The organism is Mycobacterium sp. E3247, assembly GCF_001667785.1.
In the GTDB taxonomy this organism is placed as follows: domain Bacteria; phylum Actinomycetota; class Actinomycetes; order Mycobacteriales; family Mycobacteriaceae; genus Mycobacterium.
The window spans coordinates 30,764-52,144 of sequence record NZ_LZJG01000205.1 but is presented as its reverse complement, the minus strand read 5'-3'; the positions used below and the strand labels follow the sequence as shown (position 1 = coordinate 52,144).

Sequence of the window (21,381 nt, the reverse complement as noted above, 5' to 3'; positions counted from 1 at the left end):
AAGAGGGTACCGCCTGCGGGCGTCGGCTCAGCGGATGCGGAAGATTACCGCCCGCTGGACGATGAAGTTGATCACCGTCGCGGTGCCCTGCGCGATCACGAACGCGACCGGGATCGCCCACCCGCGATAGTGCAGAAGCGCCAGGCACAGATGGTTGAGCCCGACCTGGACGGCGAAGGTGATGCCGTAGAGGACCATGACCGCGACGAAGCGCGCGGTGCTCGGGGCCGCCTGGAACGTCCACCGGCGGTTGATCAGGTAGGCGGTGATGGTGCCGACGACGAAGCTGGTGGCCTTGGCCAGGTCGACCTGGACGCCCGCCGCCTTGTACAGGGTCAGATACAGGCCGAAGTCCACGATCCCCGCCAGGCCGCCGGTGACGACGAACCGCGTCACCTGTGTCGTCAGACTGAGCTGCGGGCTCGGCGGGGCGGCATCGGGCAGCGGGGCAACCATTGGGGGGAGTCTATCGGGGCCGCCGGAACGGCCGGGGACGCGGCGGAAGGCGTTAGCGGGGGAGTTTGACCGCTATCAGCTCGACCTGATCCTCGCCCTGGGGCGTCGAGTAGGTCACCGTGTCGCCCGCCTTGTGCCCGGCCAGGGCCTGCGCCAGCGGGCTGCGCGCGGTCAACGTCTCGCCTTCCCGGCCGACGGGCGTCTCCTCGACGATCGAGATCACGTTCATCGTGACCACCTCACCGTCGGAGAACCGCAGGGTCACCTCGGTGCCACCGGGCAGGGTCTCCGACTCGTCGGGTTGCGACGGCCCGGTCCGCAGCCGGCGGTCCAGCTCGTTGATCCGGTCGCTGAGCCCTACCAGCTCCTCGGCGCGCTGAATCGCCTCGGCCGCGTCGCCGTGATCACCCACCATGCCGCGGTCGTTCCTGACCTCGACCTCGAGGCGGTCGCGCCGCTGCCGCAGCCGCTCCAGCTCCGCGGCCAGGTTCTCCCGTGCCGCGTCCGCCGCTGATTGGACCTTCTTGCTCACGTCGATGGACCTTTCGCCCAGTTTGCTCGGGTGGCGTTCCAGTGTTACACCACGGCGAGGCGGCCGCCACCATTATCGGGGAAGCGCCTGACCGCGTTGCGGAACCGATATCCGATCGGTTTGCGGGATCCAGAACGGCTTCTCGAAGCCGTCCTCCCGACGCTGCGGGTGCCTATCTTGGTAAGTATGAACGTCGGTCTGCGGACGTGGTCGGCACTCGGTGCGGGCCTGCTGTTCGCCGCGGTGTTGTGCTCCGCCCCGGCGGCGGCGGATCCGCCGGACGACGCCTTCCTGGGGGCCTTGGCGGACAACGGGATCACCATGCAAGACCCCGGCACCGCGATCTCAATGGCCCACACCGTCTGCGCCGGGCTGGACAGGAACCAGAAGTCGAGTGTCCTGGCGATGAAGGTGATGAAGGACGCCAACCTCTCGGCCCGGCAAGCGGGGTTCTTCGTCGGGCTCTCCGTCTCCGCCTACTGCCCGCAATACAAAGGGCAGACCGACGGCTCGTTGGACTGGCTCAATCCACTGCCGCCACTGATGTGAGCCGGTGCCCGGCTACACCCAGTAGGGCACCCGGGCGCGGTACTGCCGCATCGCGAACGCCGCCAGCACCCAGCCGACGACGGTCAGCACCGCCACCACGGCCCAGTGCCGCAGCTCCTGGTGGGCGCCCAGCAGCGGGGCCCGAACGATGTCGAGGTAGTGCAGCAGTGGGTTGAGCTCGACGATGCTCGACCAGCGCCCCGCCCCCTGCTGCCGCAAGGTGTCGTCGTTCCAGATGATCGGCGTCATGAAGAACAGCAGCTGCACAACCGAGAACAGCAGCGGACCGATGTCGCGGTAGCGGGTCGCCAGGATGCCGAAACACAGTGACACCCAGATGCAATTGAGCACGATCAGCCCCAGCGCCGGGATCACCGACAGATCCGCCCACGACCACGGCTTGGGGAAGATGATCGCGATGACGACGTAGATGACGATGTTGTGCGCGAACAGGATCATCTGCCGCCACACCAGCCGGTAGACGTGCACGCTCAGGGGTGTCGGCAGCTGCTTGATCAGTCCCTCGTTGGCGACGAAGACGTCGGCCCCCTCGAGGATGGCCGCGTTGATCAGGTTCCAGATGATCAAACCCAGCGTGACGTACGGCAGGTGCACGGAGAGCTGGAGGTGAAACAGCTTGGAATACAGGCCGCCCATCGCGACGGCCGTGGTGCCGGTTGCGATGGTGATCCAGAACGGTCCCAGCACCGAGCGGCGGTAGCGCTGCTTGATGTCCTGCCAGCCCAGGTGCAGCCACAGCTCGTGCCGGCGGAAACCGGCCACCAGATCGCCCCTGGCGCGGGTGAAGGTCCGCGACTGGGCCGCCGCGTCGAGAAACGTCACCTGGGTCCTCCCGGGTCCGATGGTGGCGACCCGCTTCGCCCGGCTTCGCCGCGCTCGCGATCGCCACGGGGGTCCGATGGTGGCGACCCGCTTCGCCCGGCTTCGCCGCGCTCGCGATCGCCACGGGGGTCCGATGGTGGCGACCCGCTTCGCCCGGCTTCGCCGCGCTCGCGATCGCCACGGGGGTCCGATGGTGGCGACCCGCTTCGCCCGGCTTCGCCGCGCTCGCGATCGCCACGGGGGTCCGATGGTGGCGACCCGAATTGCTCGCGGCGTCCCAAGCGGCGCAACCGGATCCACTCGGCCAGGCCCCTGGGGTCGCGCCGGGTCACCAGGAAGTACCAGCCGAACCGAACCCATTCCTGGATCAGCAGCTTGCGCAGGCCCGGTTGGGCCAACAGGTAGCCGCGGTTGCGGTAGGTGTAGAACCGCTTGTTGGGGTCGTCGGGGTATTGGGTGTGCATGCGACCGCCCAGGATCGGGCGGAATTCCGCGGAACCGCAGGGGTGCAGGTAGATCGCGTCCAGGCAGGTGCCGAACGGCAGGCCCGATCGCACCAGGCGCCGGTGCATCTCGACCTCGTCGCCCCGGATGAACAGCCGCAAGTCGGGGACGCCGATCGCTTCCAGGGTTTCCGCCCGGAACAGCGCGCCGTTGAACAGCGACGCTATCCCGGGCAGCAGGTCCTGTCCCGCTTCGGTCCGCAATTCGCTTGCACGCCTGCGCCATACCAGGCCGCGGCGCAACGGGAACGCGAGCCGCTCCGGGTCGTCGGCGTTGCACACCATCGGCGACACTTCGGCCAAGGCGTGCCTTTCGGCGCACGCGAGCAGGGTGGCCAGCACGTGAGAGTCCTGTGGGCGCCCGTCGTCGTCGGCCAGCCACACCCAGTCGGCCCCCAGGGCCAGTGCGTGCAACATTCCCAGGGCGAAACCGCCTGCGCCGCCGAGGTTTCGGCGGGAGGCCAGGTAGGTGGTCGGGATCGGCTGGCCGGCAACCAGATCGCTGACCCGGCCGGAACCGGGGCCGTCGTTGTCGATGACGATCAGGTGGTCGGGTAGCCGCGTCTGGCTGCTCAGCGTGCCAAGCGACTTGGCCAGCTCGTCGGGTCGCCGGTGGGTGACGACGACGGCGATGACGGTTCCGCTCATATCTCGTTGCGCGTTTCGGCCAGCACCTCGCGCACGTGCCGGGCGGCGTCCTCCCCCTCGTAGGCGCGCACCACCTCTTCGATCCCGCCGGCCATCCGGATCACCCCGTGGTCGATCCACATCGCGGTCTTGCACAGCCGCGCGAGGAATTCGTTGGAATGGCTGGCGAACACCAGGATTCCGGATCGCTCCACCAGGCTCTGCAGCCGGGACTGTGCCTTCTTCATGAAGTCGGCGTCCACCGCACCCAGACCTTCGTCGAGCAGCAGGATCTCGGGGTCGATGCTGGTGACCACGCCCATCGCCAGCCGCACCCGCATCCCGGTGGAGTACGTGCGCAGCGGCATCGACAGGTAGTCGCCCAGCTCGGTGAACTCGGCGATCTCGTCCACCTTGGCCGTCATCTGCTTTCGGGTCTGCCCCAAAAACAGCCCGCGGATGATGATGTTCTCGTAACCGGAGATCTCGGGGTCCATCCCGACCCCCAGGTCGAAGATGGGTGCGACCCGGCCGGTGACCTCCGCCCATCCGCGGGTGGGTTCGTAGATGCCCGAAAGCAGCCGCAGCAGAGTCGATTTCCCGGCGCCGTTGTGGCCGACCAGACCGACCCGGTCGCCCAGCTCGAGGGACAGGGTGATGTCCCGTAGCGCCTCGACGACGACCACGTTGGAGCTGTTGCGCCCGATCGTGCCGCCCGCCTTGCCCAGGAAGGCTTTCTTCAGGGAGCGCGACTTCGCGTCGAAAATGGGAAATTCCACCCACGCGTTGTGCGTCTCGATGTGAGGACCCGCCACCGTGCTGCGCTTTACAGGTACTGGCCGTGCCCGGACCCGCCCGGCTTGCTGACACCCGGGGGAAGCGCGCCCTGGCGCATGTTCTCCAGCTGCGCGCGGGCGGCCATCTGCTGGGCGAACAGCGCCGTCTGGATGCCGTGGAACAGCCCTTCCAGCCACCCGACCAATTGGGCCTGGGCGATGCGCAATTCGGCGTCCGACGGCGCCGAGTCCTCGTTGAACGGCAGGGTGAGGCGGTCGAGCTCTTCGCGCAGTTCCGGAGCCAGCCCCTCCTCGAGTTCGCGGATGCTGGTCTCGTGGATCTCGCGTAGGCGGTTGCGGCTGGCCTCGTCGAGCGGTGCGGCGCGCACCTCCTCGAGCAGTTGCTTGATCATCGTCCCGATGCGCATCACCTTCGCGGGCTGCTCAACCAGATCGGTCAGGGAGTGCTCGTCGGCGTCTTCCTCCGGCGCCGACGTCAGCCGCGGATCCACGTCGCCGATGATCTCGATGCCATCGTCGTCGTTGCGGGTAGTCAATCCATCACCATCCTTTGCGGACTAAGAGTGCGGCGCCGCGCCGCTTCCGCGCCATTCGTAGATTCGGGCTCCACCATTGTCGTAGATCAGCGTCCACGACTGCGATTTATCCAGTGACACTAGTCCGTCGGGTACGGCGAACCCGCGGACCGTCGGCTGGCTGGTGTAGATGTACCGGATGTTGAGCGCTTTGATCGCCTCGACCACCCGTGGGTCGGAATCCCCCCTGCGGGCGTAGGCCCAGAAGATGTAGCGGTTGGGGCCGGGTCCCATCTGCTGCGGGTAGTCGTAATGGGTCCACAGCGGGTGCAGGTCGGCGACGGCGTACATCCATGCAGTGCCGTCGGTGTTGGCGTTGCCGATCACGGTGCTGTGCGCCTCGGGCAGCGTGGCCAGGTAGGCCATGGCCATCAGGTCGCGCTGGTCGATCATCACCGAGTCGTACTTGTCGCCGAACAGCACCAGGTGTCGATAGAAGTAGTGGCGGGCGGTGAAGACGGTCGTCGCCACCAGCAGGACCGCCGTCGCCGCGGTCCACGCCGGCGCGGGTAAGGGTTTGAATCGGCCGGCGACTCGTTGGGCGCCGGCCACCACCACCATGACGATCAGAAACAATGCGACCCCGGCCATCGGTTCCAGCAACAGGGTGATCGCGGCCGAGATCCGGCGCGGGTCCTTGTAGAAGAACTCCCCGAACGCACCGGCAATCGCACCGACCGGGCCGCCGAGCGGCGTTCCGGCGTCGACGTCGACCACCACGAGCAACAGCCACAGCGCCAGCGGCCACCAGATCCTCTTGTAGGCGAAGATGATCCCGCCGAGGATCGCCAGCGACATCAGGCCGTACTGGTACGGGAAGTCGTTGAGGTGACGCGAGTGCTGGAAGACGGCGTCCCACACCCCCCGCTTCTTGCTGAGCTTGGTCAAAAACGAGTGCCCGGCGATGATGTCTTCCTGTTGGCGGACGCTGATGAATTGCGGCAACAGGATCAGCGCGGTCGCCACGGCCACGCCGGCGAGCGTCACGGCGTCGGCGACGCGGGCGCGGACGGGGTGCCACAGCACGTCGAACATCCACCAGGCGACGACGAACAGCACGACGATGAACCCGCCGGTCAGGTGGACCGACATCACCCCCACGAAGGCCAGCACGGCGGCCGGGATGCGGTCGCGGTGGCGCAGCGTCGAGGCGATCAGCACGAACGTGGGGACGACGACCCCGTAGGCCGCCAGGTTGGGCATCGCGGCGACACCGAACTCGACGTAGGGGAGGGCCGTGAACGACACCGACAGTGCGGCGGTGGTGGCGGCCGCGCCGGCGGTGCGCCATTGCCCCCAGTGCGGGCGCAGCAGCCGCCAGGTCAGCATCGCCGCGCTGCTGGGGAACAGCCAGATCGAGGCCGCCACCGAGCTCAGCGTGTAGCCGGTGGTGGGCGCGGCCCCGGTGAGCTGACAGAACACCGCCACCCACGCGTGGAACACCGACGGGTAGTACAGCGTCTGGTGCGTTTCGACGTTGCGCAGCTCGCCCATGTGGGTGGACGACGCCTGCCCGGTGTCGAGGATGAACCGCACCTCGTTGGCGTGCCAGACGGCGTCCCAGGTGCTGGGGATGGTCTGCCACCGGGTGGCCAGGCCGCGGTAGGCCGCCCACATGATGAGCAGGGACCCCAGCAGCACCCCGGCCGCGACGAGGATTGCGGGCCAGCGGCCGATCCCCCGCGCCTCGGCCTCGGTGTCGCGGTAGCGGCCGAGCAGCAGCTGCAGGGCCGTCATCACCAGGCACACCGCGACCAGAGTGGCCAGCGCCGTCCAACCGTTCCACGGGATTCCGACCGCGCCGAACGGGATGATCGCCAGCGCGACAGCGCCGTAGGTCAGCGCCGGGCCCACCGCGACCGCGACGGGCCAACTCAGCTGACTGATACGCGCGATGATCGCTCCGGGCGCTATCAGCAAAAACAATGCGATCAGCGTTCCGAACCAGAGCCCCACTCGACTAGTATGGCTGGCCGGGTGTCCTGCCCCTGCGAAGCCACTGGCTGGCCTCAACGGCTCGAGCGTTCCGGGCACCCGCTACCGTCACAGTTTCGCGGAAATGCGCAAGCTCTAAGGTGGCTGGCATGGCTTACGACGTCGCCCGGGTGCGCGGACTGCATCCGTCGCTGGGTGACGGGTGGGTGCACTTCGATGCGCCTACCGGGATGCTCATCCCCGATTCCGTCGCGACCACCGTTTCGACCGCCTTCCGCAGGTCCAGCGCCACCACGGTCGGCGCGCATCCGTCCGCGCAGCGCAGCGCCGCCATCCTCGAGGCGGCGCGGGCGGCGGTGGCCGACCTGTTCAATGTGGACCCGGCGGGCGTGGTGCTCGGGGCCGACCGCGCGATCCTGCTGTCGGCGCTGGCCGAGGCGTCGTCCTCGCGGGCGGGGCTGGGCTACGAGGTGATCGTCAGCCGCCTGGACGACGAGGCGAACATCGCGCCCTGGCTGCGGGCGGCGCACCGCTACGGCGCCAAGGTGAAGTGGGCCGAGATCGACATCGAGACCGGCGAGCTGCCGACCTGGCAGTGGGAGGGCTTGATCGGGAAATCGACCAGGCTGGTGGCCGTCGCGTCGGCGTCCGCGACGCTGGGCACGGTCACTGACCTTCGGGCGATGACCAAGCTGGTGCACGACGTCGGCGGGCTGGTGGTGGTCGACCATTCCGCCGCGGCGCCGTACCGGTTGCTCGACGTGCGGGAAACCGACGCCGACGTGGTGGCGGTGAACGCCCTGGCGTGGGGCGGTCCGCCGATCGGCGCGGTGGTGTTCCGCGATCCGGCACTGCTCAATTCGTTCAGCTCGATCTCGACCGACCCGAAGGCCACCGGCGCGGCGCGTCTCGAGATCGGCGCGCACCAGTTCGGTCTGCTGGCCGGGGTGGTCGCCAGCATCGAGTATCTGGCGGCGCTCGACGAGTCGGCCCGCGGCAGCCGGCGCGAACGCCTGTCGGTGTCGATGCAATCGGCCAGTTCGTATCTGAACCGGATCTTCGATTACCTCATGGTGTCGTTGCGGTCGTTGCCGTTGGTCATGGTGATCGGCCGTCCGGAGGTGCGGATACCCGTGGTGAGCTTCGCCCTGAACGGCGTGCCCGCCGAGCGGGTGGTGCAGCGGTTGGCGGACAACGGGATTCTGGCCGTCACCAACGAGAACTCCCGCGCGCTCGACGTGCTGGGCGTCAACGACGTCGGCGGAGCGGTAACCGTCGGGCTGGCGCATTACTCGACGACGGCCGAGGTCGATCAGTTGGTGCGCGCGCTGGCGTCCCTGGGCTGAGCCTTTCGGTTCCGCGAGCGGGCGGTACCCCCAGCCCGCGGGCCGCTAGACCGTAAGCACGATCTTTCCGGTCACCTTGCTCGACGTCAGCAGTTGATGCGCCTCACCGGCCTGCTGAATCGGCATGCGGGCGCCGATGATCGGCCGGACGCGGCCCTCGGCGATCATCGGCCAGACCGAGCCGATCACCGCCTGCACGATCTCGGTCTTGCTGTTGGGCCCGGTCACCGGGCGGGCACGCAGCGTGGTGCCGATCACCCGGGCGCGCTTCGCCAAGAGCTTGCCGATGTTGAGCTCGCCCTTGATGCCGCCCTGCATGCCGATGATGACCAGCTGTCCGTCGGTGGCCAGGGCGTCGATATTGCGGTCCAGGTAGGCGGCGCCCATGATGTCGAGGATCACGTCGGCTCCGCCGCTTTCTTGCAGCCGCGCGACGAAATCTTCGTCGCGGTAGTTGATGGTGATCTCGGCGCCCAGCTCACGGCAGAATTCCAGCTTCTCCGCCGAACCGGCCGTGACGGCCACCCGGGCCCCCAACGCCCGCGCGACCTGGATCGCGTGGCTTCCGATGCCGCTGGCGCCGCCGTGCAGCAGCAGCAGCTGGCCCGCACCCAGGTGGGCGGTGAGCACCAGGTTGGACCACACCGTACAAGCCACCTCCGGCAGCCCGGCCGCGTCGATCAGGTCGACACGAGAGGGGATCGGCATCACCTGGCCGGCGGGAACGGCGACGTACTCGGCGTACCCGCCGCCCGCCAGCAGCGCGCAAACGTCTTGTCCGACAGTCCAATCCGTGACACCCTCGCCGGCGTCGGCGACCACGCCGGACACCTCCATGCCGATGATGTCGCTGGCGCCCGGCGGCGGCGGATACTTACCGGCGGCCTGCAGCAGGTCGGCGCGGTTCACGCCGGCGGCGGCGACCTTGATCAACACCTCGCCGGGTCCAGCGGACACGTCGGGCGCGTCTTGCCAGGAAAGGTGATCGGGGGATTCGGCGACGATGGCGCGCATGGTGGCCACGCTACCGACCCCCGTTACGCTTATCGGCGGTGGCGTGGCAGAGCGGCCTAATGCACTCGCCTTGAAAGCGAGAGACGGCTAACACCGTCCGGGGGTTCAAATCCCTCCGCCACCGCGCGTGTCACCCGACGGGCTGGTGCAGCGTCGGCGCGTAGCGAAGCAGTGCCCCGATGCCGTCGGCCGGGGCGATCCGCTCGTCGGTGCGCACCAGCGACGCCCCGACCGCAATCGCGAACAGCGGCAGGGCCTCGTCGGCGCGCAGCGTCTTGTCCGCGGCCGCGCCCTGCTCGGACAACACGTTCGCGTTGGGGGCGACGGTCGTCAGATCGGCGTCGGCGACCACGGTGGCGTCGCCGACGTCACCGATGATCAACGTGTCCACCGCGCCCTGGCGCAGGGCCGAGCACACCGCGCCCAGCCCCTCGGCGGCCAGCCCCGATTGCCGGCCTACCTCGGCGGTGAACCGATCGGCCGCGTCGTCGATGACCCGCAACCGTCGGCTGACGAACGCGGCTTCAATGGCCCGCCGAACTTCTTCGTCGTCGTGACCGCTGTGTCGCGCACCCACCTGCAGCTGAATCGCCCGCTCGCGCAGTCGATCTGGCAGGGCGGACAGCAGGTCCGAACGTGACCGCACCTCGCCGACGACGAAGATCATCTCGATCGACTTGTCGTCGACCAGCTCGCCGACCCGGTCGGCGACGGCTCGCACGTTCTTGCGGGCGGCTTCGTCGGTGCGCAATTGCGGGTCGCCGTATCCGGCGGTTTCGGCGCCGGCGGCCTTGTGGACGGGATAGCCGCCACCGTCAACGGTTTCGGTGCGCAGGGTGCCGTTGACGTGGGCGGTGATGTCGGCGCCGGTGTGGTCCGCCACCACCAGCAGATAGTCCGGGTGATCGAAGCCCAGTTCGACGATCGGTAGCACGAAAGGCAATTCGGAGACGCGCACGACCGTCTCGGCGGTGGGCCGGGTGAGGTGCTCGTTGAGGAGCACGCCCTGGGAGCCCGCCACCACGCCGCGGCCGCTGCGGCCGATCGGCGGGCGCAGGCCCAGCACGGCGCGCCCGATGTCGTCGATCACCGCCGCGCCGGCGACCTGTCTGTCGAGTTCTTCTTTCAGCGCACGCCATTTGAGCTCGAGCTGGGCTTCGGCGTCGTGGGTGTCGTGCGAATCGTCGAAGTAGACCGACGCGAACGGCCCGGGGGAATCCAGCAGCTTGCGGAAGCGTTCAGAGTCCATGTCTTTGGGTGCCCTGCGGGCCGGGCCGCAAACCCTAGTAGCTGCGGTCGCCTTCGCTGTTGTCGAAGAAGCGCCATTGGCCGTCGGCTTCGACTTCCATACGCCAGCCCAGTTCGTTGCCCTCGACCGCCTCGTCGGCGAACCAGGCGTGCGCCTTGTCGGCGCTTTCGATGTCCTTGGTCGCGACGACGTCGCCCTTGGGGTTGAGCACTCGGTAGGTAGCCATCCCGGCAGTGTTCCCACCGCCGGGTGCCCTCAATCGGTGGGAATCTCGGCGGCGATGGTGTCCATCAGGGCGGTGTAGCGCTTGGCTTCCGGGTCGCGGCCGGGCTTGCCGCTGCTGATCACGCCGGCCGCCAGACCGCGCGCGGGGTCGGCCCAGATCGCGATGTTGACCAGGCCGAGGTTGCCGAACGCGTTGGGCGCGTGCAGCCCGAACGGTCCCCACCGGTCCGTTCCGAGAATGAAACCGGTGCCCCAGCGGGCGGGTTGCAGCCCGACCGCGAAATCGGGTCGCAGTCGCCGGCATTCCTTGACCGCGCCGTACATCGTCTCCGGGCTCAGCACCCGCACGCCGTCGAGAGTGCCACCGCGGCGCCAGATTTCGGCGAACCGGGACATCTCGTTGGCGGTCGACACCGTGTTGGACGACGGGATGATCGTGGTGAGGAACAGCGGGGTATTGGTGATCGGGATCATCTCGTGCACGGTTCCGCCGATCGCCTTGCGGAAGATCTGCGCCACGATCGGCGGGAGCGGGCGCCCCGTCGCGTGGCTGGGCGCGACCAGTGGCAGGTCTTCTTTGGCGACACCGAAGTTCGTCCACCGGAAGCCGAGCGGGTCGAGGATCTCGGTGGCCAGAATTTCGCGAATTTCCTTGCCGGTGGCCGCGTACACGATCTCGCGGATCAGCGGACCCCAGGTCAGGGCGTGGTACATGTGGAACAGCCCGGGGCGGTAGATCGGCCGCAGTTCACCGAGCTTCTGTTGCGCGTATTCGTGGTCGTCCGCGCGTTTGACGTCCGGCTTGGGTCCGGTGGGGAAGGGCAGCCCGGCGCTGTGCGTCATCACGTGCCGGATGGTGATCCGGTGCTTGCCGTGGCTGGTGAAGGTGGGGATGTAGTCGCACACCCGGTCGTCGAGTGAGAAGACGCCGCGCTCGACGAGCATGTGCACCACGGTCGCCGCGATGCCCTTGGCTGCCGAGTAGACGCAGAACGGCGTGTCCGTCGTGACGGGGATCTTCTCGGCGTCGGCCGGGTCGCTCGGGGCGTTGCCCCAGCCGTGGCCGATCGCCCGGTTGAGCACGACGCGCCCGTGCCGACGGAGGCACAGCTGGATGGCCGGCTGGAAGCCTGCCTCATACCAGTGCCGCGCGGCCGCCCAAATCCGGTCGACGGCGGCGCCGTCGATCTCGGAGTAGTCCTCGTCGCCGATCGCCGTCACGGCGTCCAGGTCGGCCGGGACGCGGATCTTGCCGTCTGGTGTCGTCACCTCAGCGAGAGTACGTGGCGCCGGATCACTCCCCGGTGAATCGCGGCGGGCGCTTCTCGAAGGTCGCCGCGATGCCCTCGGTCAGGTCCTTCGACGGCAGGAAGGCGGCGTTCCAGGCGGCGACGTAGCGCAGGCTCTCCGACACGGCGGCGGTGCGCTGCTGGTCGAGCACGTCCTTGATGCCGTGCACCGCCAGCGGCGGGTTGGCGGCGATCTCGGCCGCGGTGGCGTGCGCGGCGGCCAGCGTGGCGTCGGCGTCGTCGTACACGTCGTTGACCAGGCCGATCTTCGCGGCCCGGGCCGCGTCGATGTCCTTGCCGGTCAGCGCCAGCTCACGCAGGTGCCCGTCGCTCAGGATGTACGGAAGCCGGGCCAGGCTGCCGACGTCGGCGACGATCGCCAGCTTGACCTCGCGCACCGAGAATTTGGCGTCGGCGCTGGCGTAGCGGATGTCGACCGCGGAGATCAGGTCGACGCCGCCGCCGATGCACCAGCCGTGTACCGACGCGATCGTCGGGGTGCGGCAGTCCGCGACGGCGGTGATCGCGCCCTGCATGCGCTTGACCTCGCGGTGGAAGACCGCGCGCGGGCCGGCCAGCGCGTCGCCGGACAGCAGCGGGGTGAACGAGCCGCCCATCGCGGGCACGTCCAGGCCGTAGCTGAAGTTCTTGCCCGAACCGGTCAGCACGATGGCCCGCACCTTGGGGTCGGCGTCCAGGGCCGCGAACAGCTCCGGCATCTCCGACCAGAACGCCGGGCCCATCGCGTTGCCCTTGCCCGGCCCGATCAGCGTCACCTGCGCGACATGATCTTTGGTTTCCACCGTGACGGATTCGTATGCTTGCGCCATATCGAGACCGTAGCGTGGCAAACATGGCTCCTGATTTGCGGCCCGGCCCACATTCCCCGCCCACCGACGAACTGCACAGCGCCGAGGACACGCTCGGGGTGCTGCAGCGCGTGCTGCACACGATTCCGGCCGACGATCTGTCCCGGCGGACGCCGTGCAGCGAGTTCGACGTGGCGCAGCTGACCGAGCATCTGCTGAAGTCGATCGCCGGGCTCGGGGGCATGGTGGGCGCCGCTATGCCGGAGCGCGAGCAAGGCGATTCGGTGGAACGGCAGGTGGTCGCCGCGGCCCGGCCGGCGCTGGATGCCTGGCATCGCCGCGGCCTGGACGGCACGGTGCCGTTCGGCAAGAGCGAGATGCCCGCCAAGACGGCGTGCGGCATCTTCTCGGTCGAATTCCTGGTGCACGCCTGGGATTACGCCGCGGCGGTGGGCCACGAACTCAACGCCCCGGAACCACTGTCCGAATACGTGCTGGGGTTGGCGCGCACCATCATCCGGCCGGAGATTCGTGCCGGTGCCGGGTTCGACGACCCGATCGACGTCCCGGCCGACGCCGGCGCGCTCGAGCAATTGGTCGCCTTCACCGGGCGCAACCCGGCCGGCTAACCGCCGGGACGCGACGCCGACGCCGTGGCGATGGCGCTGACAACCTGCCGCAGCCAGCGGTGGGACGGATCCTGGTCGAGGCGCGGGTGCCAGACGGCGGCGGACCGTAGCTCGCCCAGCTCCGGTGGGGCCGTGAGCACGCGGGTCTGGGCCGGGTCGGCGATGGCGCGGGCCAGCTGCGCCGGAACCGTCAGGATCAGCTCGGTGCCGGGCAGCATGTTTGGCCCCGGAGCGAAGTAGGGCATCCGGACCGCTATCCGGCGCTTGGCGTCGTGCGCCTCGAGCGCCCGCTCGATCCACGGCTGGTCGAGCGCGATGTCCACATGCGGCCAGCGCAGATAGGCCGACAGCGAAACAGCCGTCTCCGCGGCGAGCGGGTGGTCGGCGGCCACCACGCAGACGAACTGATCGGTGAAAAACTGTGTGCTGCAGTACCGGTCGGGCACGGCGCGGCCGTAGATCACCAGGTCAAGCGTCCCAGCGTCCAGCTTGTCGAACGCGCGCGAGTCGAGGGCTTCGCAGTGCACCGTGGAGGCCGGTGACTGCGCCAGGATGGAGTGCACGACTGCGGGACCGAACGCGGAGAGCGCGTAGTCGGTGATGGCCATGCGAAACGATTGGGCTGCGGTGGCTGGGTCGAAGGATTCGTTGGCAAACAGTTGCTCGAGCTGGGTGACGGTCGTCGCCAGTTGGTCGCGGATCCGCTCGGCTCGCGGGGTCAACGAGTAGCCGTCCGGGCCGCGCACCAGCAACTCGTCGCCGAAGTGTCGCCGCAACCGCTGCATCGCGCGGCTCATCGCCGGTTGGCTGAGCCGGGCTCGCTCCGCCGCGCGCGAGACGTGCCGCTCCTCGAGCAGGGCCATCAGGGGCGGAAGCAGATTCAGGTCCACCTTATCGATATGCGTCTCGCGCATGTGTCGCATGCTAACCATTCATTTCACAAATGTCAGCAGGTGCAAGAGGCTTTAGGTGTAAGAACTTTATCCCCCTCGAGCCCGAAGGAGAGACCCGACATGACACAAATGCTGACCCTCACGGTCGACCACGACGAGCTGATCGCCCGGGCCGCCGAGCTGGAGGCCCCGATCCCGGCACCGCCGAGCGACAACCCCCAAGCACCCTGTGCGTTGGACATGGTCACCGCGGCCGCCGCCCAACTCGCGCTGTCCGCCGACAACATGCGGCTGTACTTGGGCGTGGGCGACCGGGTGCGGCAGCGGCTGGCAGAGGCGCTGCGAAATGTCGCCAAAGCATATGAGGACGTCGACGAGAGTGCTGGGCAGTCCATCCTGACCGGCCGTTCCCTGTCGGCGGTCACCGGGTTCGCGGTCGAGCCGGTTGAGGCACCGCCGGTCGCCGAGGAGCTGATGTCGGCGAATTTCTTCACCCCCTACTACCCGGTCAAAGAGGCGGCGCAGAAGATCGCGGCAACCGACCGGGGCGCATCATTCGACCGATTCGCCGACGCGTGGACCGCATATCAGCGGACCTTGCTCGAGGCCGCCCGCCGCTTCCGGCCGTTCGACCACTGGGCGGGCGACGCGAGTCAGGCGGTCGAGGCCAACTTCGACCAGCAGCGGGCCTGGCTGTACGAAATGGCGGACGAGTGCGCCACGATGGCGACTCAGGCGCGCAACGTCGCCTCGACACAGCGCTGGGCACTTGCCGAACACCCCACGGCGGAGGAGATCGCCCAGCTCGATGAAATGTGGTCGAAAGCGTCCGGCTCCGGCGTCGGGGCCACGATCATCCAACACCAAGTTCAGCAGGAGTACGCGAGGTTGCAGGAGAAGTCGGAGGAGGTGTTGCCCGAATACGAGAAGAAGGCGGCTCTGCCGCTGCCGCCGATCAAGCCGTCAAGCCCCCCGACCGCCTGGGCGCCGCCCGCGCCGCCGCCCGACCTCGGCGACCTGATTCCCGACCCCGGCAACGGTCTTCCCGACCCCGGCGACGGTTTCCCCGACCCTGGCGACGGTCTTCCCGACCCTGGCAATGGTCTTCCGGACCCCGGCGAGGGTCTCCCCGACCCGGGCAACAACCTTCCCGACCCCGGCACCCCGGACGGGAAGCCGCCCTGGGACGGGGATTGGGAGGACGGCTTGGGTGACCTCCCGACAGAGTCGCCCAGTGACCGCTACCCCGGCTTTTCGCCGATGCCTGCCATGCCGAACTGGTCGAGGAATGCCACCACAGGCGTTCCGGCCGGCGCCAAGGGATATCCGCACGCCTGGACCGGTGCGCCGGCAGCCTCGAACGGCCAAAAACCGAAGTTGTCCGGCGGCGGCATCGGCCGTGGCGGTGCGGTGATCACGGCGGGGCCGCTGCAGCCGGCCGTGGAGGCCGAAGCGGCGCCGGGACGACCCGGCGCGACCGGGCCCGCGGCGGCAACCGCGGGGGCCGGCCGCGGCGTTCCGGGCCTCGGCGCCGCGACGGGCGGTGCCGGCATGGGCGTCCCCCCGGTGGGGTCGCCCGGTGTGCAGGGGAACAACGCCGGAAGGGGCAGGCACGCCAAGCCGGACGAGGAGGCGCTCTACACCGAGGAGCGGCCCTGGACCGAGGGCGTCATCGGACGGCGCCGGCAGAAAGGCGCTGAGAACTGACCAAACTGACGGGCGGGCCTCCCTCAACCCACGAAGGAGGCCCGCCTGCTCGTCGGGCGAGGCGCGCGCAAGCACCCGGAGACGCCGGCGCGCTCGAGCGGTTGGTCGCCTTCACCGCCCGCAAACCGGCCAGTTAGCGTCGGCCTCTGCCGAACGTGCAGACAACGCGAAATCCGGGCAGCGTTTTCGCAGTCAGTCCACGCTCGGCGAGGCGCTACACCCGCTCGAGGTAGAAGTAGTAGTACCGGCCGTTATCCCGGACGCCCTTGCCGTTCATGATGCCCATGACGGCGTTGTCGTCGATCTTCTTGAAGTGGTCGTGCACGGGCTGGCCGTCGTAGACCATCGTCGCGGTGACCTCGCCGCGGAACTCTTCGAGCCACAGGCTGGCCTCGCCCTTGCCCATCTCGACGTTCGAGAACTTGTTGCCGTCGGCGTCCAGGCAGACCAGCGGCTGCACGTCCCGAGCCGACTTGAAGGTCTTGCCGAACCAGCCGGCCTTCTCCAGCTGGCCGTTCATCCGGTGGCCGGTGCGGAATTCGCCGCCCTGCCATTCGCCCAGCATGCCCTCGATCGTCGCGGGCTGCAGGCCGGCCCAGAAGTCGTCGAGCTCGGCATCGGGGATGTCACCGTCGCGCTCCTTGAACTCGGTGAACTGTTTGCGCGCCAAGTCCAATGGAGTGCTCCTTACGGTTCGGTGCGGGAAATCCAATCCTGGGCGAAGTGCAACAGGGCGTCATTCTCCTCCACCGCACCGATGGTGATGCGCACCCCCTCGCCGGCGAACGGGCGCACCACCAGCCGCGCGTCGGCGGCCTGCTCCGTGAAATCCGTGGTACGAGAACCCAGCGGCAGCCAGATGAAGTTGGCCTGCGACGGCGGCAGGGTGAACCCGGCGTCGCGCAACCCCGCGCTGACGCGGGTGCGCTCGGCGACCAGCGCGTCGGTCCGCGCCATCAGCTCGTCCGACGCCTCCAGCGACGCGATGGCGGCCGCCTGGGCGACGTTGGTCACGGCGAACGGCATGACGACCTTGTCCAGCGCGGTGATCAGGTCCGGGTGACCGATTGCATAACCGACGCGCAGACCCGCGAGCCCGTAGGCCTTCGAAAACGTCCGCAGCACAACGACGTTGCTGCGCGATAGGGCCAGCTCCAGGCTGCTGGGCAGCATTCCGTCGCGGATGTATTCGACATAGGCCTCGTCGATGGCGATCAGGATGTGCGGCGGCACGGCTTCGACGAAACGAACGAGGGCGTCCGGATCGACCACCGTCGACGTCGGATTGTTCGGGTTGCAGACGAAGATCAGCCGGGTGCGATCGGTGACCGCGGCGAGCATGGCGTCGAGGTCGTGGGTGTGGTCGCTCAGCGGCACTTTCACCGCGGTCGCGCCCGACACCTGGACGATCGGCAGGTAACACTCGAAGCTGCGCCAGCCCATCATGACTTCGTCGCCGGCCGCGGAGGTGATCTGCACCAGCTGCTGGCACAGGCTGACCGAACCGCTACCGACCGCGATGTGCTCCGTTGCGACGGAGGAGCCCAGGTGCATGGCCAGGGCCGCCTTGAGGTCGACGCTGGCGTTGTCCGGGTAGCGGTTGACGACGGCGACGGCCCGCTCGATCGCCGCGTGCACGCTGGGCAGCGGACCGTGGACGGTCTCGTTGCTGGCCAGCTTGATGGAGCCCGGCACGTTCTTGCCGGGGACATAGACTGGCAGTCCGACCAGTTCGGGACGCAGGCGGGCGGTCACTTCGACAGTTTATGTCGCGGATGTGTACGCTATGGCCGGTTCCGCGAGACCGGAAAGGGGTCGGGTACCCTCGAACAGTCCAAGGGAGGCGTGCCAGAGCGGCCGAATGGGGCTCACTGCTAATGAGTTGTCCCCCTCAAAGGGGACCGGAGGTTCAAATCCTCTCGCCTCCGCCAAGGAACACCACGCAAGACAACTGAACACACGGGCGCCCGTAGCTCAACGGATAGAGCATCTGACTACGGATCAGAAGGTTAGGGGTTCGAATCCCTTCGGGCGCGCTCATCACCGGTATGACGTTCGTTGACGCTCGACATTTCATCTTCGCCTGGTCCTTGAGACCGGAGTTCCCGAGCGCCGAAGCGGTCTAGTGAGACGAAAATCTGTGCGGCTCCGGAGCCTGCGCGGCATCGCCCGCCAGGCCTGCTAAGCGAACTGGCGCGTGGGGGAGCTCTTGAGGTATCGGCTTTGTAGCCGGTTGATGTGCGCCCGCGCTTCGGCGATGTCCCGGTGCAGGGCGGTCGCTTCGGCCCCGGCGCCGCGGACTTCCAGCCAGGTCAGCTGGCGGGTCATTTTGTCCAGCACCTCGCACAGAGCCCGGATCAGCTCGACGGCTTGGGCGGCATCGCTTTCACCCATCAGAAGATGGTTGCACCAATGGCCTGTTGTTGACAGGGCAATGGCCGATTTGGAACGCGGTATTTAACGGAACGTAAAGCGCGCGGTAGCCGATGCGTCGCAACGGATAACGCTCGAGCCGTTGACGGCAGACGGCTGCGAACGCACCAGCCCTTATGGATCAGTAGGTTCGGGGGTTCAAATCCGCTCGGGAGGAGGCCGAGGATCTAGTGGCCCCCGAACGGACCCCGAACGGGCCGCGTCTTCGGGGTAGGGCGGCGCGAAGGGAGACGCTAGTGGATCAGGGCACGCTCTCGATCAGGCCCAACGCGCGCTCGAAGAGGTGAACAGTGGCCGCGTGCAATTGATCGCCGACCTCTTTCTCGGCCTTGCCTGCACAGGCCCGGGCGAGCGTGCCTTCGATGACGATGCCCAGCTTGAAGCACGCCAGCACCGTGTACCAGGTGATGTGCGAGAGGTCGCGGGTGGTGTTGGCCGCGTAGCGCTGGAAAAGCTCGTCGGTGCTGGCCAGCCCGTCCTGCCCGCCCAGGGCGTGGCTGAACACGCTGGACCCGTCGGGCTGGCGCCAGGTCGCCAGCAGCCAGCCCAGATCCAGCAGCGGGTCCCCGATCGTGCACATCTCCCAGTCGACGATCGCGACCACATCCGGGCCGGTGTTGGAGAACATCACGTTGGCGGCGTGGTAGTCGCCGTGCATGATCCCGGGTGTCCACGTTGCCGGTCGGTGGCGTTCCAGCCAGGCCGACACTTCCCCGATTCCCGGGATCTGCGGCCCGGGGTAGCCCTCGTACTCGCTGTAGGAGTCCAGTTCGGACAGCCAGCGCGGGACCTGGCGTTCCAGGAAGCCCTCCGGCTTGCCGAAATCGCCCAGACCGACGGCGACATGGTCAACGGCGCCCAGCTTTGCCAGCGCGTCGGCCATCGAAAGGCCCATGCCGTGCCGCACGCTGGGATCACCCGTATGCAACGGCGGCAGTCCCTCCCCGGCGTTGAATCCCTCGACCGGGTCCATCAGGTAAAAGACCGCGTCGCCCAGCACGCCGGGGTCCTCGCAAGCGGCGATCAGGTGGGGGTGCGGCACGTCGGAACCGGCCAGGGCGGCAAGGACTTTCGTTTCCCGCAGGATGACGCTGTTGCTCCGGGGGCGCAGGTGCCGCGGTCCCCGGCGCAACACGTACGGCCGGCCGGCCCTGGTGAACCGGATCATGACGTTCTGGGTTCCGCCGGTGACGGTGGTGACGTCCTCCAGCGGCCCTTCGCCGAGTCCCCGCTCGGACATCCAGGCCGCGACGGCGTCCAGGTTCACGGCATCCACGTTCAGCCGATACCGATCTCGTCCATGCCAGCTCCTTTGCTGCAACCCTGTGGGCCGTCTGGGAAAAAGCGTAGGCCACCGCCGCGAACGGGCTCCGGGCGGCGGAGCCTGGAACAATAGTGTGGGCAACTAACTGAATCTCGCGCCTGGAAGGGAACTGGCGATGCCGCGTACCGACAACGATTCCTGGGACATCACCCAAAGCGTGGGAGCCACCGCACTTGGCGTCGCGGCGGCGCGGGCCGCCGAGACGGAGAGCGAGAATCCGCTCATCAACGACCCGTTCGCGCGCGTGTTCGTGGACGCGGCCGGCGAAGGCATGTGGAGCATCTATGCCGATCCCGCGCTGCTGGCCAAGGCGGTGGAGCTCGAGCCCGAGGTCGGCACGCGCATCCAGCTGATGATCGACTTCATGGCCACGCGGACAGCCTTTTTCGATGAGTTCTTCCTGGGCGCGGCCGACTCCGGCGTACGTCAGGTGGTGATCCTGGCCGCCGGCCTGGACGCGCGCACCTGGCGGCTGCCGTGGCCCGACGGCACGGTCGTCTACGAGCTCGATCAGCCCAAGGTCCTCGACTTCAAATCCACCACGCTGAGCGAGCACGACGCGCAGCCCAGGGCGCGGCTGGTCAACGTGCCCATCGACCTGCGCCAGGACTGGCCGAAGGCGTTGCAGGAGGCGGGGTTTGACGCGTCGCGGCCTGCCGCCTGGTCGGCCGAGGGCCTGGTGCGTTACCTGCCGGCGCAGGGCCAGGACCTGTTGTTCCAGCGCATCCATTCGCTCAGCGCCGACGGCAGCCGGCTGGCCTCCAACGTGCCGGGCGCCGGGTTCACCGACCCCGACCTGGTCCAGCGCCAGCGTGAGGACATGCGGCGCATGCGGGCCGCGGCGGCCAAGCTGGTCGATTCCGAGATCACCGACTTCGACGACCTCTGGTATCCCGAGGAGCGCACCCCCGTCGACGCCTGGTTGCGGGAGCGTGGCTGGGACGTCGCCACGGCGACGTTCGCCGAGTTGATGGCTCGCTACGGTCGCAGCGTTCCGCAGGACGCAGAGTCCGCGATGCCGCCCACCCTGTATGTCTCCGCGCAGCGGCGTTAGCTAGCGCGTCAAACCACTTCGATTCGCTCCCCGGGCTCCGCTGGCGCACTGCCGAATTCAGCCGCGGCGAATGTTTAGACATAAGTCCAATGGGTAACTATCGTCCACGAGAAATTTTTCTCGACCACATTGGAGGTCACTATGCGTGGCAGCGGAATCATCGGCACCATTGCCCTGGTATGGCTGCTCATCGGGGTGTTCGCGGCATGGCAACGCGACTACTTCAAAGGTGACTCGACCAGCTGTGTCACGGCGGGAAACATTGCGTTGACCGTCATTGCGGGGCCTTTGAATTACGGGGGCGTCAACCCGAAAGTCAAGGACTGCCATGTTCCGCAGCCCAGTTCAATGCCTGGTGTTCTACTACCCCTCACCTAAAAGGAGTTGTGATGATTGTCTTGGGCGTAGTCCTGCTTATTCTCGGGTTTGTATTCAGTGTCCCATTGCTGTGGGAAATCGGTGTCGTGGTCTTGGTCATCGGCGCCGTGTTGTGGATCATGGGTTCGATCGGTCGTCCAGTCGCCGGCCGGCGCTATTGGTATTAGCCACCACGCCGGAAAACGGGATCGCGCGACTGCCGGGCGGCCGCGCG

The 21,381-nt window shown here is 68.0% G+C and carries 23 protein-coding genes, 3 tRNA genes and 1 pseudogene; 10 read left to right on the top strand and 17 right to left on the bottom strand.

Going from position 1 to position 21,381, the window contains the following annotated elements; translation table 11 throughout:
- Positions 1 to 27: 27 nt before the first annotated feature.
- Positions 28 to 456, bottom strand: coding sequence for a GtrA family protein (locus A9X04_RS11150; RefSeq protein WP_067920255.1), 429 nt, complete (start codon positions 454 to 456; stop codon positions 28 to 30).
- Positions 457 to 508: 52 nt separating this feature from the next.
- Positions 509 to 988, bottom strand: a complete 480-nt coding sequence (locus A9X04_RS11145; protein WP_067920253.1) for a GreA/GreB family elongation factor — start codon at positions 986 to 988, stop codon at positions 509 to 511.
- 186 nt (positions 989 to 1,174) lie between these two features.
- Here A9X04_RS11145 and A9X04_RS11140 point away from each other — a divergent pair, with 186 nt between their 5' ends.
- Positions 1,175 to 1,537, top strand: a complete 363-nt coding sequence (locus A9X04_RS11140; protein WP_067920251.1) for a DUF732 domain-containing protein — start codon at positions 1,175 to 1,177, stop codon at positions 1,535 to 1,537.
- A gap of 12 nt (positions 1,538 to 1,549) precedes the next feature.
- Here the strand turns inward: A9X04_RS11140 and A9X04_RS11135 are convergent, their stop codons facing one another.
- From A9X04_RS11135 to A9X04_RS11115, 5 genes and pseudogenes are all read right to left on the bottom strand, one after another.
- On the bottom strand, positions 1,550 to 2,380 hold the full coding sequence (locus A9X04_RS11135) for an ABC transporter permease (RefSeq protein WP_067920249.1): 831 nt from the start codon (positions 2,378 to 2,380) through the stop codon (positions 1,550 to 1,552).
- Positions 2,381 to 2,631: 251 nt separating this feature from the next.
- Positions 2,632 to 3,531: pseudogene (locus A9X04_RS11130) on the bottom strand (glycosyltransferase); the annotation flags it as partial.
- Complete coding sequence (locus A9X04_RS11125; protein WP_067920245.1) at positions 3,528 to 4,325, bottom strand: ABC transporter ATP-binding protein; 798 nt, start codon at positions 4,323 to 4,325, stop codon at positions 3,528 to 3,530. The pseudogene A9X04_RS11130 and the gene A9X04_RS11125, both read right to left, overlap by 4 nt.
- Before the next feature lie 11 nt (positions 4,326 to 4,336).
- Complete coding sequence (locus tag A9X04_RS11120) at positions 4,337 to 4,843, bottom strand: bacterial proteasome activator family protein (protein ID WP_067920243.1); 507 nt, start codon at positions 4,841 to 4,843, stop codon at positions 4,337 to 4,339.
- A 21-nt stretch (positions 4,844 to 4,864) separates the two neighbouring features.
- Positions 4,865 to 6,838 carry a DUF6541 family protein gene (locus A9X04_RS11115; RefSeq protein ID WP_067920242.1) on the bottom strand — a complete coding sequence of 658 codons (1,974 nt, stop codon included), beginning with the start codon at positions 6,836 to 6,838 and terminating at the stop codon, positions 4,865 to 4,867.
- A 128-nt stretch (positions 6,839 to 6,966) separates the two neighbouring features.
- Here A9X04_RS11115 and A9X04_RS11110 point away from each other — a divergent pair, with 128 nt between their 5' ends.
- Positions 6,967 to 8,163 carry a cysteine desulfurase-like protein gene (locus tag A9X04_RS11110; RefSeq protein ID WP_067920240.1) on the top strand — a complete coding sequence of 399 codons (1,197 nt, stop codon included), beginning with the start codon at positions 6,967 to 6,969 and terminating at the stop codon, positions 8,161 to 8,163.
- 45 nt (positions 8,164 to 8,208) lie between these two features.
- Here the strand turns inward: A9X04_RS11110 and A9X04_RS11105 are convergent, their stop codons facing one another.
- The gene (locus tag A9X04_RS11105) at positions 8,209 to 9,177 is read right to left on the bottom strand and encodes an NAD(P)H-quinone oxidoreductase (RefSeq protein ID WP_067920274.1); all 969 of its coding nucleotides are present in this window, start codon (positions 9,175 to 9,177) and stop codon (positions 8,209 to 8,211) included.
- A 37-nt stretch (positions 9,178 to 9,214) separates the two neighbouring features.
- Between A9X04_RS11105 and A9X04_RS11100 the strand changes: the two genes are divergently transcribed.
- Positions 9,215 to 9,301, top strand: a tRNA-Ser gene (locus A9X04_RS11100).
- Positions 9,302 to 9,307: 6 nt separating this feature from the next.
- Here A9X04_RS11100 and A9X04_RS11095 read toward each other — a convergent pair.
- The 4 genes from A9X04_RS11095 to A9X04_RS11080 are packed head-to-tail and all read right to left on the bottom strand — an operon-like array spanning position 9,308 to position 12,770.
- Positions 9,308 to 10,426, bottom strand: coding sequence for a hypothetical protein (locus tag A9X04_RS11095; RefSeq protein ID WP_067920238.1), 1,119 nt, complete (start codon positions 10,424 to 10,426; stop codon positions 9,308 to 9,310).
- Between the two features lie 34 nt (positions 10,427 to 10,460).
- Positions 10,461 to 10,652 carry a hypothetical protein gene (locus A9X04_RS11090; RefSeq protein ID WP_067920236.1) on the bottom strand — a complete coding sequence of 64 codons (192 nt, stop codon included), beginning with the start codon at positions 10,650 to 10,652 and terminating at the stop codon, positions 10,461 to 10,463.
- Positions 10,653 to 10,681: 29 nt separating this feature from the next.
- Positions 10,682 to 11,920 (bottom strand): lipase LipE, encoded by a 1,239-nt coding sequence (gene lipE, locus A9X04_RS11085; RefSeq protein WP_067920234.1) that lies wholly within the window; start codon positions 11,918 to 11,920, stop codon positions 10,682 to 10,684.
- A 25-nt stretch (positions 11,921 to 11,945) separates the two neighbouring features.
- Positions 11,946 to 12,770, bottom strand: coding sequence for a crotonase/enoyl-CoA hydratase family protein (locus A9X04_RS11080; protein WP_067920232.1), 825 nt, complete (start codon positions 12,768 to 12,770; stop codon positions 11,946 to 11,948).
- A gap of 23 nt (positions 12,771 to 12,793) precedes the next feature.
- Between A9X04_RS11080 and A9X04_RS11075 the strand changes: the two genes are divergently transcribed.
- Complete coding sequence (locus tag A9X04_RS11075; RefSeq protein ID WP_197509127.1) at positions 12,794 to 13,378, top strand: TIGR03086 family metal-binding protein; 585 nt, start codon at positions 12,794 to 12,796, stop codon at positions 13,376 to 13,378.
- Here the strand turns inward: A9X04_RS11075 and A9X04_RS11070 are convergent.
- The gene (locus A9X04_RS11070; protein WP_067920228.1) at positions 13,375 to 14,292 is read right to left on the bottom strand and encodes a LysR family transcriptional regulator; all 918 of its coding nucleotides are present in this window, start codon (positions 14,290 to 14,292) and stop codon (positions 13,375 to 13,377) included. The genes A9X04_RS11075 and A9X04_RS11070 overlap by 4 nt on opposite strands.
- Positions 14,293 to 14,391: 99 nt before the next feature.
- Here A9X04_RS11070 and A9X04_RS11065 point away from each other — a divergent pair, with 99 nt between their 5' ends.
- Positions 14,392 to 15,978: a hypothetical protein gene (locus tag A9X04_RS11065; protein WP_156764312.1), complete on the top strand. Its 1,587-nt coding sequence runs from the start codon at positions 14,392 to 14,394 to the stop codon at positions 15,976 to 15,978.
- Positions 15,979 to 16,192: 214 nt separating this feature from the next.
- On the opposite strand, the gene A9X04_RS11060 is transcribed toward A9X04_RS11065, so the two are convergent.
- Both A9X04_RS11060 and hisC read right to left on the bottom strand, forming a co-directional pair.
- Positions 16,193 to 16,654 (bottom strand): DUF4334 domain-containing protein, encoded by a 462-nt coding sequence (locus A9X04_RS11060; RefSeq protein WP_067920224.1) that lies wholly within the window; start codon positions 16,652 to 16,654, stop codon positions 16,193 to 16,195.
- 11 nt (positions 16,655 to 16,665) lie between these two features.
- Positions 16,666 to 17,733, bottom strand: coding sequence for a histidinol-phosphate transaminase (gene hisC, locus A9X04_RS11055; RefSeq protein WP_067920222.1), 1,068 nt, complete (start codon positions 17,731 to 17,733; stop codon positions 16,666 to 16,668).
- An 84-nt stretch (positions 17,734 to 17,817) separates the two neighbouring features.
- On the opposite strand from hisC, the gene A9X04_RS11050 reads away from it, so the two are divergent.
- Together A9X04_RS11050 and A9X04_RS11045 are read left to right on the top strand one after the other, a co-directional pair.
- Positions 17,818 to 17,909: transfer RNA gene (locus A9X04_RS11050), tRNA-Ser, on the top strand.
- 32 nt (positions 17,910 to 17,941) lie between these two features.
- A tRNA-Arg gene (locus A9X04_RS11045) sits at positions 17,942 to 18,014 on the top strand.
- Between the two features lie 145 nt (positions 18,015 to 18,159).
- Here A9X04_RS11045 and A9X04_RS11040 read toward each other — a convergent pair.
- Complete coding sequence (locus A9X04_RS11040; RefSeq protein ID WP_067920220.1) at positions 18,160 to 18,372, bottom strand: hypothetical protein; 213 nt, start codon at positions 18,370 to 18,372, stop codon at positions 18,160 to 18,162.
- Positions 18,373 to 18,652: 280 nt separating this feature from the next.
- Positions 18,653 to 19,651, bottom strand: coding sequence for a phosphotransferase family protein (locus A9X04_RS11035; RefSeq protein WP_231985705.1), 999 nt, complete (start codon positions 19,649 to 19,651; stop codon positions 18,653 to 18,655).
- Between the two features lie 199 nt (positions 19,652 to 19,850).
- On the opposite strand from A9X04_RS11035, the gene A9X04_RS11030 reads away from it, so the two are divergent.
- The 3 genes from A9X04_RS11030 (at position 19,851) to A9X04_RS30895 (ending at position 21,334) form a co-directional block, all read left to right on the top strand.
- Positions 19,851 to 20,789, top strand: a complete 939-nt coding sequence (locus tag A9X04_RS11030) for a class I SAM-dependent methyltransferase (RefSeq protein ID WP_067920216.1) — start codon at positions 19,851 to 19,853, stop codon at positions 20,787 to 20,789.
- A gap of 129 nt (positions 20,790 to 20,918) precedes the next feature.
- The gene (locus tag A9X04_RS29630) at positions 20,919 to 21,167 is read left to right on the top strand and encodes a hypothetical protein (protein ID WP_082972912.1); all 249 of its coding nucleotides are present in this window, start codon (positions 20,919 to 20,921) and stop codon (positions 21,165 to 21,167) included.
- An 11-nt stretch (positions 21,168 to 21,178) separates the two neighbouring features.
- Positions 21,179 to 21,334, top strand: a complete 156-nt coding sequence (locus A9X04_RS30895; protein WP_090419013.1) for a DUF6131 family protein — start codon at positions 21,179 to 21,181, stop codon at positions 21,332 to 21,334.
- The last annotated feature ends 47 nt before the right edge of the window (positions 21,335 to 21,381 follow it).

Coding starts and splice junctions, on each gene's coding strand:
- A9X04_RS11150 (WP_067920255.1), bottom strand. CDS start 456: ATGGTTGCCCCGCTGCCCGATGCCGCCCCGCCGAGCCCGCAGCTCAGT.
- A9X04_RS11140 (WP_067920251.1), top strand. CDS start 1,175: ATGAACGTCGGTCTGCGGACGTGGTCGGCACTCGGTGCGGGCCTGCTG.
- A9X04_RS11110 (WP_067920240.1), top strand. CDS start 6,967: ATGGCTTACGACGTCGCCCGGGTGCGCGGACTGCATCCGTCGCTGGGT.
- A9X04_RS11105 (WP_067920274.1), bottom strand. CDS start 9,177: ATGCGCGCCATCGTCGCCGAATCCCCCGATCACCTTTCCTGGCAAGAC.
- A9X04_RS11095 (WP_067920238.1), bottom strand. CDS start 10,426: ATGGACTCTGAACGCTTCCGCAAGCTGCTGGATTCCCCCGGGCCGTTC.
- A9X04_RS11090 (WP_067920236.1), bottom strand. CDS start 10,652: ATGGCTACCTACCGAGTGCTCAACCCCAAGGGCGACGTCGTCGCGACC.
- A9X04_RS11080 (WP_067920232.1), bottom strand. CDS start 12,770: ATGGCGCAAGCATACGAATCCGTCACGGTGGAAACCAAAGATCATGTC.
- A9X04_RS11075 (WP_197509127.1), top strand. CDS start 12,794: ATGGCTCCTGATTTGCGGCCCGGCCCACATTCCCCGCCCACCGACGAA.
- A9X04_RS11070 (WP_067920228.1), bottom strand. CDS start 14,292: ATGCGCGAGACGCATATCGATAAGGTGGACCTGAATCTGCTTCCGCCC.
- A9X04_RS11065 (WP_156764312.1), top strand. CDS start 14,392: ATGACACAAATGCTGACCCTCACGGTCGACCACGACGAGCTGATCGCC.
- A9X04_RS11040 (WP_067920220.1), bottom strand. CDS start 18,372: ATGGGTGAAAGCGATGCCGCCCAAGCCGTCGAGCTGATCCGGGCTCTG.
- A9X04_RS11035 (WP_231985705.1), bottom strand. CDS start 19,651: ATGTCCGAGCGGGGACTCGGCGAAGGGCCGCTGGAGGACGTCACCACC.
- A9X04_RS11030 (WP_067920216.1), top strand. CDS start 19,851: ATGCCGCGTACCGACAACGATTCCTGGGACATCACCCAAAGCGTGGGA.
- A9X04_RS30895 (WP_090419013.1), top strand. CDS start 21,179: ATGATTGTCTTGGGCGTAGTCCTGCTTATTCTCGGGTTTGTATTCAGT.